The sequence below is a fragment of the Psychromonas sp. MME2 genome (genome assembly GCF_040566515.1).
In the GTDB taxonomy this organism is placed as follows: domain Bacteria; phylum Pseudomonadota; class Gammaproteobacteria; order Enterobacterales; family Psychromonadaceae; genus Psychromonas.
Genome location: NZ_JBEWXI010000015.1, coordinates 249,504 through 261,070 on the forward strand (window position 1 = coordinate 249,504; position 11,567 = coordinate 261,070).

The 11,567-nt window shown below is 37.8% G+C and carries 9 protein-coding genes and 1 pseudogene; 5 read left to right on the forward strand and 5 right to left on the reverse strand.

Annotated features, from left to right (window positions below):
- Positions 1 to 327 precede the first annotated feature (327 nt).
- From AB1A03_RS16505 to trhP, 3 genes are all read right to left on the reverse strand, one after another.
- Positions 328 to 1,665 (reverse strand): MATE family efflux transporter, encoded by a 1,338-nt coding sequence (locus AB1A03_RS16505; RefSeq protein ID WP_354625688.1) that lies wholly within the window; start codon positions 1,663 to 1,665, stop codon positions 328 to 330.
- A gap of 113 nt (positions 1,666 to 1,778) precedes the next feature.
- Positions 1,779 to 2,027: a YfhL family 4Fe-4S dicluster ferredoxin gene (locus AB1A03_RS16510; protein ID WP_354625689.1), complete on the reverse strand. Its 249-nt coding sequence runs from the start codon at positions 2,025 to 2,027 to the stop codon at positions 1,779 to 1,781.
- Position 2,028: 1 nt separating this feature from the next.
- Entirely contained in the window at positions 2,029 to 3,372 is a 1,344-nt protein-coding gene (trhP, locus tag AB1A03_RS16515) for a prephenate-dependent tRNA uridine(34) hydroxylase TrhP (RefSeq protein ID WP_354625690.1), read from the reverse strand.
- 377 nt (positions 3,373 to 3,749) lie between these two features.
- Between trhP and proQ the strand changes: the two genes are divergently transcribed.
- The 3 genes and pseudogenes from proQ (at position 3,750) to AB1A03_RS16535 (ending at position 8,149) form a co-directional block, all read left to right on the forward strand.
- Complete coding sequence (proQ, locus tag AB1A03_RS16520; RefSeq protein ID WP_354625691.1) at positions 3,750 to 4,391, forward strand: RNA chaperone ProQ; 642 nt, start codon at positions 3,750 to 3,752, stop codon at positions 4,389 to 4,391.
- Positions 4,392 to 4,403: 12 nt separating this feature from the next.
- A pseudogene (prc, locus tag AB1A03_RS17405) lies at positions 4,404 to 6,399 on the forward strand (carboxy terminal-processing peptidase).
- Between the two features lie 88 nt (positions 6,400 to 6,487).
- On the forward strand, positions 6,488 to 8,149 hold the full coding sequence (locus AB1A03_RS16535; protein WP_354625694.1) for an AMP-binding protein: 1,662 nt from the start codon (positions 6,488 to 6,490) through the stop codon (positions 8,147 to 8,149).
- Between the two features lie 2 nt (positions 8,150 to 8,151).
- Here AB1A03_RS16535 and AB1A03_RS16540 read toward each other — a convergent pair whose 3' ends face one another.
- Both AB1A03_RS16540 and AB1A03_RS16545 read right to left on the reverse strand, forming a co-directional pair.
- On the reverse strand, positions 8,152 to 8,892 hold the full coding sequence (locus tag AB1A03_RS16540) for a UDP-2,3-diacylglucosamine diphosphatase (RefSeq protein ID WP_354625695.1): 741 nt from the start codon (positions 8,890 to 8,892) through the stop codon (positions 8,152 to 8,154).
- A gap of 3 nt (positions 8,893 to 8,895) precedes the next feature.
- Positions 8,896 to 9,393, reverse strand: a complete 498-nt coding sequence (locus tag AB1A03_RS16545) for a peptidylprolyl isomerase (protein ID WP_354625696.1) — start codon at positions 9,391 to 9,393, stop codon at positions 8,896 to 8,898.
- Positions 9,394 to 9,520: 127 nt separating this feature from the next.
- On the opposite strand from AB1A03_RS16545, the gene cysS reads away from it, so the two are divergent.
- Together cysS and yccX are read left to right on the forward strand one after the other, a co-directional pair.
- A complete protein-coding gene (cysS, locus tag AB1A03_RS16550) occupies positions 9,521 to 10,903 on the forward strand; it encodes a cysteine--tRNA ligase (protein WP_354625697.1) in 1,383 nt (460 codons plus the stop codon).
- Between the two features lie 161 nt (positions 10,904 to 11,064).
- Entirely contained in the window at positions 11,065 to 11,337 is a 273-nt protein-coding gene (yccX, locus tag AB1A03_RS16555; protein ID WP_354625698.1) for an acylphosphatase, read from the forward strand.
- Positions 11,338 to 11,567 lie beyond the last annotated feature (230 nt).

Consider the following 11,567-nt stretch of genomic DNA (forward strand, 5'->3'; position numbering starts at 1 on the left):
CATTGTAATTCCTTTTTCGAGTGCAACAACGCAGGGATGGTTTTCAAGCTACTCCTATAGGGTAAGGGGAATAGCACCAATTTGCTTTGTTATAAAATCGCCACATAGAATAACAATAGTTCTATTTTATGCTTCACATCTCGCTACATTTTTTCTTGCTGACTTGGTAGCTTGAAGTACCATGGGTATAATCTTCTAATTTTAATTGTAATATTGTAGCACTGCAATGATAGCTTTACGTTAAGTATATCAATTGTAATGGTTTACAGTACCGATATTTATATATTGTGTATTACAATAACATGACTATTTGCAATATTCTTAGCGCTATGTGATTGAGGGCGAGGCGCTCAATTTTGAGATTCGTTTATTACTGAGGGTCAGTGCAATGACTCCAAAAATAATATTAGCAGCCGCTTGTCCATATATCACACCCGGAGCATGGAAATAATAACTACCAATAATAACACAAGGAATTGTACCTAATGTTAACTTTAAAAGAGTTAACAGCGTTGCATATTTCGCATGACCCAAGTTATTTAATAGCGTCATGGTAATCAACATCATACCTGTAAAAATAAATGTAATCGGGATGTTTTGACAGAAAATGCGAATTAATGATGCGGTTTCGTCGGTTGCTTTAAATGCCATGACAATTATCTCTTGCCCCATTGACATAAATAGGGCGACGACTAATGTGTAACTGGTTATAAATTTCATAGATTGATTTAATACTTCACGCACGCGAGTGAAATTATGTGCGCCGTAGTTTTGACTAATGATTGGGCCTATCGCACCAGATAAGGCAAACATCATGACAAATACAACGGGCACTATCCTCCCTATAATCGCCCAGCCTGCCATATATTGACTACCAAATTTAGCAATTTCATAGGTGACATAGAAGTTACTTATAGGGGTTGTTATCTGGCTTAAGATCGCTGGTAAAGCAACTTGTGATATGCGCAGAAAATGTGATCTAATAAAAGCACTGTTAATGGTGGCAATCATACGATATTTAAACTGTACGTAATACAAACCGATCACAAGGAGAGTGCATCTAGCGGCAACGGAGGCAATGGCTGCACCTTGTAGATCAAGTTTAAAATAAAAAATTAAAATAGGATCTAAGGCTGCGTTAATTAATCCCGCGCCGAGTGTTGCGAACATAGCTTGTTTTGCATGCCCCATACTTCGTAGTGTTGCGCCCATTTGCAGTGCGACAGCTAAGATAGGCATTGATGGCAGGATAATATGTAAATACAGGGTGGCCTGTTTAAGTTCTTCTCCTTGTGCACCAATAAATTGCAATATTTGCGGGGCAAAATAGTAGAGCAAAAATGCGATGACACTTGTTAAAGTGAAAGCATATAGTGTGATTAAACTAATAAATTGACGAGCAATTATTCGTTTTTGTTGACCTAACTTTCTAGCCACTATTGCACTGTTGACAATGACCAGCGCAATGCTCAAGGAGATAGTGAAAAAAAGAACGGGACTAGCGTAGCCGATGGCCGCAGTAAGAGAAGGATTTTCCAATAGACTGATAAAGTAAATATCAACCAAGTCGACCAGAAACAGCATGCTAATACCGAGTGCATTTGTGGCTGACATGGTCATCACATGCTTAATGATTGAGCCTTGTGTAAATTTTCCTTGGGCCATCTCGTCTACCAAATCTAATAATTATTTACTCAATATACCAATTAGGATTAATGGCACTCTATTTTACGGGTAAAATAGAGTGCCAGAGTTAAGCAGATTGGTATTAAGGTTATTTAATCACTATGTAATTGAGCGAACTTATCAAGTAACGTTTGTTCACTCTCTATACAGTCTGGATCCACGATAATACATTTGATGGGGCAAACGGCGATACATGTGGGTTGTTCGTAAAAGCCAACACACTCGGTACATTTATCTTTGTCTATCTCATAAATGAGATCGCCAAATGTGATAGCTTCATTCGGACATTCCGGGTCACACATATCACAATTGATGCAGTTATCTTTAATTAAAAGTGCCATATTATTTACTATGCGGATTGCGTGTATTTTCACCCAGATTGAGGTTGCGCATAACTAACGCATGATCAAGGTCGATATCTTTAGGAACTGGCATGTAGAGAACATGGCCTGATCCCGGTGCGACATCGACTAGTTCACCTTTTTTGTTACTCAATTGCTCAAGGGTGAAATTGATATTCCCCTTTGGTGTCATTAGCTCTAATGAATCACCCAGTAAAAATTTATTTTTCACCAAAATTTCAGCTAAACCACGCTCATTACGCCCTGTTATTTCACCAACAAATTGCTGACTATTACTGATTGAATAGCCATAATCGTAATTTTGATATTCATCGTGGGTATGGCGACTTAAAAAACCTTCAGTGTAACCGCGGTGCGCTAAGTTCTCCAATGTACCCATTAATGCAGGATTAAATGGGCGACCAGCTATTGCATCATCCATTGCTTGACGATAAACCTGTGCGGTACGGGCACAATAATAGAAACTTTTGGTGCGCCCTTCAATTTTTAACGAGTGTACACCTATTTTTAGTAGACGCTCAACATGTTGAATGGCACGTAAATCTTTTGAATTCATGATATAACTGCCATGTTCATCTTCAAATGCAGGCATATATTCATTGGGACGTCCCTGTTCCTGTAAAAGAAACATTTGGTCTGTCGGTGCGCCACTGCCGAGTGTGGGTTGTGCGGGTTGAATGGCGACAATATCACCGCTTTCATTTTCTTGTGCCGGATGTGCATCATATTTCCAGCGACATGAATTAGTGCAGGTGCCTTGATTAGGATCGCGCTTATTTATATAACCTGATAATAAACAACGGCCAGAATACGCCATGCATAGGGCCCCGTGTACGAATACTTCTATCTCAATATCTGGGCAATGTAGACGGATATCTTCAATCTCATCAAGTGATAACTCACGTGATAGAATAACCCGCTCAATACCTTGCTTTTCCCAAAACTTGACGGTCGCCCAGTTAACAGCATTGGCTTGTACACTTAAGTGGATAGGCATGTCTGGATAAGCTTCACGAACCATCATAATCAAACCTGGGTCGGACATAATAATGGCATCAGGCTTTAAATCGACAACGGGTTGCATATCACGCAAAAATGTTTTTAATTTAGAGTTGTGCGGTTGGATATTACACACAACATACAATTTTTTGTTTTGCTGATGCGCTTCATCGATCGCAATTTTGAGCTTTTCAATATTAAATTCATTATTACGTACACGTAATGAATAACGGGGTTGTCCGGCATAAACCGCATCGGCACCATAGGCGAATGCGTAACGCATATTTTTAAGTGTGCCCGCGGGCGAAAGTAATTCTGGAGTCATTTTATTCTCTTCTGATATCAAGTCAGGGCAATACAGAAGCGCACTGTTTATATGCTGCATAATTAAGTTGAATTAATGAATATAAAAATGCGCGACTATTGCTGTGCGCGGCAGTTTACGCGTTTTTATAAAAAATGGATAGTATAGTGGCAAACAAGTTAATGGGATAATTTCACGATTTATTTAATTCTTTATATAAATTACTATAAATGTATGACATAAATAGATAATGATGATTAACAAGCAAAATAGGGAGCGGTGGTGAAATTAAGTTTCACATTTGTTTAACGCATCTCTATAATGTAAAGTTATATTCAATTTGTAATGATTTAGCAGATCATTTAGCGCCTTATATGGCTTTAATAATTAGGTTTTACATGGAACTTTCTGAAAAATTTACTAACAACAAACAAATTATCGCATTCTTAATAGAACAATTTCCTTTATGTTTTACAGCTGCAAATGATGCAGCTAAGCCACTAAAAATAGGCCTTTTTCAGGATCTGGCTGAACGTTTAGAAAATGAACCTCGTGTTAGTAAGACCCAATTGCGTGGGGCATTACGTCAATATACGTTAAGTTGGCGATACCTGCACTGCGTGAAGGAATCAATAAAACGCGTTGACCTTGACGGTGTTGAAGGTGATGCAGTATCTGCAGAGCACGCTGAACATGCATTAAAAACATTAAAAGAGAGTAAAGAAAAAGCATTTGCCAATAAAAAAAGCAAAGTAAACGAAACCGCTACGGCAAAAAATGGCAATGCTAAAAAAACGCCAAAACAAGTCAATATCCCATCTCGAGTAAAAAAAGTAGCTGTTAAAGCTGATAAAGTAGAAGATTTAAGCAACTTCAAACCAGCGGTGCATGCGGAACTTAAACTTCAGCAAACGGTCAAAGTGGTATTAGGTAAATCACCAGTATCAGGCGTAGTTGTCGATATTGCTAAAGATGATGTGCAAGTACAACTTGATTCAGGCATGACGGTTAAAGTCAAAGCTAAAAATCTCATTGTTTAAAAAGGTAAATTAATGATTCAATTTTTTCGTTATATTTTAGTTGTTGCCAGTACCTTATGTATTGGATTAAGCGTTGCGTTTGCTAGTAATTTTGATAGTAATAAAATCCCCAAACTAGCACCTCAAGTGCAACACGCTAAGGTGGCGAAAAGAGCGAGCGACCTTTTTAGTCGCTCGCATTATAAATTTATCGCGCTCAATGACGAACTTTCTGAGAAAGTGTTTGACCGTTATATTGAGCAGCTTGATTATAGCAAGCAAATATTTACTCAATCTGATATTGATAATCTTCGTGAATATCAATTTTTATTAGATGACAGCCTTAAAACGGGGCAGTTAAGTAATGTTTATGCTATGTACCAGCTGAACTTATTACGCCGTTTTGAGCGTTTTAATTTTGCACTCTCTTTACTTGAGAAACCGATGGATTTTTCTAAACAAGAAGAGTACCAACTGGATCGAACAGATGCACCTTGGCCTGCAAATAGTGCCGAGCTTGATGAACTCTGGCGTAAAAAAGTTAAATCAGACGCTTTAGTACTAAAGTTAAATGGTAAAAAATGGCCCGCCATTAAAAAACAACTAAGCAAACGTTATGAAAGCGCCATTAAGCGTTTATTTCAAACGGAAAGTGAGGATGTATTTCAAAGCTTTATGAATGCCTATTCACATACTATCGAACCGCATACCAGCTACCTTTCTCCTCGCAATGCTAAACGTTTTAAAATGGAAATGAATTTATCACTGGAAGGGATCGGAGCCGTATTACAGCTCGAAGATGATTATACGATAGTGAGAAGTTTAGTTCCAGGCGGACCAGCTGATCGTTCCAAACAGATTTTTAAAGATGATAAAATCATTGCCGTTGGCCAAGAAGGCGAACCTATGGTCGATGTTGTTGGGTGGCGATTAGATGATATCGTTGACCTAATTAAAGGTCCAAAAGGAACGAAAGTTCAATTACAAGTGTTGTCAGGAAAGAATGTTGACAGTGATCGCCTTGTTGAAATTACTCGTGAGGAAATACACTTAGAAGATCGTGAAGCTAAATCTTCAATTGAAGTTATTGATGGTAAAAAAATAGGGGTTATTACAATTCCAAGTTTTTACTTGAAATTGAGTGAAGATGTTGAGAAAAAGCTCGCAAGATCTCAAAAAACAAGACGTTGCTGGTATCGTTATTGATTTGCGTAATAACGGTGGAGGGGCATTAACAGAAGCTACTTTACTTACTGGCCTATTTATTAAATCAGGCCCCGTTGTACAAGTACGTGATAGCCGGAACCAAATTGTTGTTACCGAAGATGATAATAAAAAGATATCTTATGATGGTCCATTAACGGTACTGATAAATCGTTATAGTGCCTCTGCATCTGAGATATTTGCCGCGGCATTACAGGATTACGGTCGTGCGATTATTCTCGGTGAGCAAAGTTTTGGTAAAGGTACGGTGCAGCAGCATAGACCATTATCTAGATTTTATGATAGCAATGCCGAAAGTATTGGTTCAGTTCAATATACAATAGCCAAATTCTATCGGATAAATGGTGGCAGTACGCAGCATAAAGGTGTTATACCCGATATTCTATTTCCAACGGCAGTTGATCACAATGATACAGGGGAGAGCTTAGAAAAAAATGCACTACCTTGGGATAATATAAAATCGGCAGAATATCAACCAATCGATGATATTCAGAAGTATATTGATGAGTTGCAGGTCAAACATCAAAAAAGGATTAAAAACGAAGTCGAATTTAATTATTTAAATGATGATATCGAAGAGTACCGTAGAGAAAAAGATAACACTGTTATTTCATTAAATGAACAAGAACGGATTATCCTGCGTGGAAAGAATGAAAAGAGTGCTGTAAAACGTGCTAATGAACGTTTAGCTCGAGCGGGTCTACCTCTGATTAAAAAAATTGATGATTTACCCGATGATTTTGAACCCGTTGATGCATTTTTAATAGAAGCTGCTGCTATCACGTTAGATTATGCCCAACTTTGATCTCGTTTATATCGTACTTCTATAGGCGGGCTTTCCAGGCCTTTTTATCATTAATTTCCTGCATTTACTGTTTATTTAAGAGAATGATATGTTTTCACCGTGGTTAGATAACTATCCTAATGATGTAGCCCCCAATCTTCCGCCCTTACCGTATGCAAATTTAATTGAAATAGTTGAAAAGAGTTTCACCCATTACCCAAGTTGCCCTGCATTTGTCAATATGGATGTAACGCTTACTTACTATCAGTTAGAAAAAAAATCACAAGCGATTGCCAGTTATTTGCAGAACGCCTTAAAGTTGGCTCAGGGAGATCGCGTAGCGATCATGATGCCTAATTTATTACAGTATCCTATTATATTACTTGGCATCCTTAGGGCTGGAATGGTTGTTGTCAATATCAATCCACTGTACACAAGTCGGGAATTAAAATTTCAGCTTAACGACTCTGGGGCTAAAGCTATTTTTATTGTTTCTAACTTTGCCAAAACATTGGAAAACATCGTAACCGAAACAGCCATTGAGCACGTTGTTCTAAGTCGAATAGCTGATGAATTAACATTCGTGAAGCGTAATATGGCTAATTTTTTTATCTCTCATATAAAAAAAATGGTGCCAAAGTATCATCTACCCGATGCGCATAGTTATCGAGATGCACTACAAACCGGTGAAAATCTCTTTTTTCATCGTCCACTAATTAACAGTGATGATATTGCTTTTATTCAGTATACAGGTGGGACAACGGGGGTTTCAAAAGGGGCGATTTTACAACATAAAAATATGGTAGCGAGCTTAATGCAAGCGACGGCCGTTTTTGGTGCCGTGGTGAAAAAAGGAGAAGATGTGGTTATAACGGCATTACCGCTTTACCACGCCTTTGCATTAACGGTTAATTGTCTATTTTTTTTACACATGGGCGGTAAGAATATTCTGATTACTAACCCAAGGGATATTGGCGCTTTTATTGCGACGTTAAAAAAATACCCGTTTGATTACTTTATTGGCATTAATACGCTATTCAATGCGTTGCTTAATCACCGCAAATTTTCGCAAATTGATTTTTCACGACTGCGTATAACCCTCTCCGGCGGTATGGCAACACAAGCGAATATTGCCACTAGATGGTTCGAAAAGACTAATAGTGTGGTGCTAGATGGATATGGGTTAACGGAGTGCGCACCGATGGTGTCTGTTGTTCCCCATAACTTTACCTCTTTTAGTGGTTCAATTGGCTACCCGCTGCCAAGTACCTTAATCCGTCTGCGCGATACCAATAATGAGCTGGTTCATGCAATTAATGTGGCAGGCGAAATTGAGATAAAAGGACCACAAGTGATGCCAGCTTATTGGAATAATAAACAAGAGACCGACAATGCGTTTATTGATGGCTGGTTTCGCAGTGGTGATATTGGTTTATTTGATGAACAAGGTTTGTTGCGTTTAGTCGATAGAAAAAAAGATATGATTTTAGTGTCAGGTTTTAATGTTTATCCAAATGAAATCGAATCCGTTATTAGCACCATTGATGGTGTATTAGAGAGCGCTGCAGTTGGTGTTGATAGCAACGATGGCAGTGAGATAGTAAAAGTGTTTGTAGTTTTGCGTGATTATTCAATTACGGTTAAAGATATTCAAGCACACTGTCGTGATAATCTTACTGCCTATAAACGACCAAAAATGATTGAAATTGTCAATGAGCTGCCTAAAAATAACGTGGGGAAAGTGATGCGACGATTATTAAAAGATCGATAAAATCAGAGCGAATAGTAATTGATAGGATGTATTATCAAAGTTAATTGTTCTTTTTTAGCTTCTAAAAAACTTAGTGTTTGATACCAATCACCGACATCGTAACGTTGCATTACTGCACCATCTACTTCAAATTTATGCTCTGCAACTTTGTGCGTATGACCATGTATTACTATTTTTAGCTGATGTTTTTTTAAAAGACGTATCACTTCATCTTGCGTTACACTCATCATTTGGGCGTTCTTTGTCGTTTTTTTGGATTGACTTGCTGTTCGGATTTTCCAACCAATCTTTTTACGAATCGATAGCGGTAATAAATTAAAGATAAACTGTATGTAGCGATTATGGATGATTTTACGCATTTTCTGATAATTTAAATCAGCTAAGCAGAGTGTGTCACCATGCATAATTAATGCTTTTTGCCCATATAGTTCTATTTCGTGATGTTCGGGTAATAGCTGCATACAAGCTTGTTTGGCATAGCTTTTTCCAATCATAAAATCGCGATTACCATGTAAATAGTAAATATGTGTATTGTTATGAGTGGCACAATGCGCAAGCCGTTTTGCTACTTCATCCATTAATGGCGTGTGCTCATCATCGCCGATCCAAACCTCGAATAGATCACCAAGAATATACAAGGCATCAACATCTTCACATTCTTTATCTAAAAAGTGAAAAAATGCAGCAGTAATTTCTGGGTTATCTTCGCTTAAGTGTAAGTCGGCAATGAAGAGGGTACGCATAATTTATTTTTCTACTGTTACACTGGTGATAACAACATCTTCAAGTGGCACATCTTGATGGACAAAACCAAAGTTACCTGTTGCTACACCTTTAATTTTGTCTACAACTTCAGAGCCTTCAACGACCTGAGCGAAAACACAGTAGCCCCACCCGTTAGCCGTTTCTGATTTGAAATCTAAAAATTTATTATCATTTACGTTGATAAAAAACTGCGCTGAAGCTGAGTGCGGCTCGTTTGTGCGCGCCATAGCAACAGAATACTTCTTATTTGATAAGCCGTTATTTGCTTCATTTTTAACGGGCGCATCAGTCTCTTTTTCTTCCATGCCTGACTTAAATCCGCCACCTTGAATCATAAATCCATCAATTACACGGTGAAAAATAGTGTTATCATAATGGCCTGTTTGTGCATATTTAGTAAAATTTGCCGCTGTTTTTGGCGCTTTTTCAGCATCTAGTTGAAGTTTAATATCGCCAAAATTTGTATGTAAAGTAATCATTTTATGATCCTGTTATTAAATAAAGCCGCTATCATACATGAACAACTATTTTCATTAAATACAAAGGATGAATTTGTCCTAGTTGCGAGTTAGAATAGCACTTTATATTTACTAGATTGGAAGCCGGATGTTAAAAATATACAACACACTGACCAGACAAAAAGAATTATTTAAGCCACTTGTTACAGGAAAGGTAGGCATGTACGTGTGTGGTGTCACTATCTATGATTACTGTCATATAGGCCATGCCAGAACATTCGTGGCATTTGACACGGTTGCACGTTACCTTCGTTTCAGTGGTTACAATTTAACTTATATCCGTAATATCACCGATGTTGATGACAAAATAATTAAACGTGCCAATGAAAATGGAGAGAGTTGTGATCAACTGACGCAACGATTTACCAAGGCAATGCACGATGATTTCGATGCTTTAAATATGCTACGCCCTGATTTAGAGCCGCGAGTGACCGAACATATGGATGAGGTGATAGTGATGATTGAAAAATTATTGCACAAAAATCATGCTTATATCGCCGACAATGGCGATGTCCTCTTTTCGGTTGCAAGTTTCACTGAGTATGGTCAACTTAGTGGGCAAGATTTACAGATGTTGCAAGCAGGCTCACGTGTTGATGTCGATGAAAGTAAACATAATCCCCTCGATTTTGTGTTATGGAAAATGTCTAAAGACAATGAACCATTTTGGCCATCACCTTGGGGAAATGGTCGTCCAGGTTGGCACATTGAGTGTTCTGCGATGAATCATAAACATCTCGGTGAAATATTTGATATCCATGGGGGTGGTTCTGATCTTGCTTTCCCACATCACGAAAATGAGATTGCGCAATCCTGTTGTGCTCACCACGGAAAATATGTCAATACGTGGATGCATTCTGGCATGGTGCAAGTTGATAAAGTAAAAATGTCTAAATCTTTAAATAATTTTTTCACTATTAAAGATGTATTAGCTGAGTATGATAGCGAATCTGTCCGTTACTTTTTAATATCAGGTCAATATCGTAGTCAACTGAATTATTCAGAAGATAACCTGAAACAGGCACGAGCGAGTCTTGAACGCTTATATACTGCGATTCGTGATGTTGATGTTGCAGATTTAAAAATTGATAAAAATGATCCCCATTACAGTCGCTTCTGTGCTGCTATGGACGATGATTTTAATACCCCAGAGGCGCTCGCTGTCTTATTTGATCTTGTTAAAGAAATAAACCGCGTAAAAGCGGCTGGCAGCAATAAGGTGGCACAATTAGCCGCGTTATTAATAACAATGGCAAATGTACTTGGCTTACTCAGTCAATCTCCTGAGCTGTTTTTAAAGGGCAATGAAAATGATGACGAAGTCATGCTTATTGAAGCGCTTATCAAGCAGCGTAATGATGCTCGAGCGAATAAAGATTGGGCTAGTGCTGACCAAGCGAGGGATAAATTAGCGGCGCTCAAAATTGTATTAGAAGACAGTGCTGCTGGTACAACTTGGCGCAAACAATAGCAACACTACTAAAATTAACCATAGCAACATGCCCTAAAGATATTGGGCAATGTTGCTTCATCCCCTCCTATATTGTAAAATGCTGTTTTTTATTTTTACATCCCATTGATAAATTCATGATAAATGTTCTAAGCTTATTTTTGATCAAATAAGGAGGAGCTATGAGTGATATTGGTTGTAAGGTAATTGTTACTGGGCACGTTCAAGGCGTAGGATTTCGTTATTTTACCCTTAAAGAAGCACAGCTCTATGGGTTAACTGGACACGCGAAAAATCTCAATAATGGCAATGTTGAAGTGTTACTTTATGGTGATAGAGATGATATTGACAAAATGGTTAAGTGGTTAAGCATGGGACCAAAAACAGCACGTGTAGATGAGGTACAAGTTACTGAAGTCCCGTATTGCGAGGAGTTAGATTTTAATTGTGGTTAAGGTTTGAGCTAACAGTATACTTAATTGATATTAAACATTTTTCATGTTTTTTTTCATTGTATTGTAGCTAACTTGGTGTGGATAAATACTCTTTATTGTAGGGATAGAGTAAAAATAACATCGTACCATGAGTATATTCAATGCTTAGGGATATTTTGGCAGGATAAATCACTTTTCTTCTAGTCATTAAGCGCTATGGATTGATACTATTATTAATTATAAGGATATAT

What these genes read in the sequence shown, in the direction of transcription:
- cysS (WP_354625697.1), top strand. Translation starts at nt 9,521, where the DNA reads ATGTTAAAAATATACAACACACTGACCAGACAAAAAGAATTATTTAAG.
- proQ (WP_354625691.1), top strand. Translation starts at nt 3,750, where the DNA reads ATGGAACTTTCTGAAAAATTTACTAACAACAAACAAATTATCGCATTC.
- AB1A03_RS16510 (WP_354625689.1), bottom strand. Translation starts at nt 2,027, where the DNA reads ATGGCACTTTTAATTAAAGATAACTGCATCAATTGTGATATGTGTGAC.
- trhP (WP_354625690.1), bottom strand. Translation starts at nt 3,372, where the DNA reads ATGACTCCAGAATTACTTTCGCCCGCGGGCACACTTAAAAATATGCGT.
- AB1A03_RS16535 (WP_354625694.1), top strand. Translation starts at nt 6,488, where the DNA reads ATGTTTTCACCGTGGTTAGATAACTATCCTAATGATGTAGCCCCCAAT.
- AB1A03_RS16505 (WP_354625688.1), bottom strand. Translation starts at nt 1,665, where the DNA reads ATGGCCCAAGGAAAATTTACACAAGGCTCAATCATTAAGCATGTGATG.
- yccX (WP_354625698.1), top strand. Translation starts at nt 11,065, where the DNA reads ATGAGTGATATTGGTTGTAAGGTAATTGTTACTGGGCACGTTCAAGGC.
- AB1A03_RS16540 (WP_354625695.1), bottom strand. Translation starts at nt 8,892, where the DNA reads ATGCGTACCCTCTTCATTGCCGACTTACACTTAAGCGAAGATAACCCA.
- AB1A03_RS16545 (WP_354625696.1), bottom strand. Translation starts at nt 9,393, where the DNA reads ATGATTACTTTACATACAAATTTTGGCGATATTAAACTTCAACTAGAT.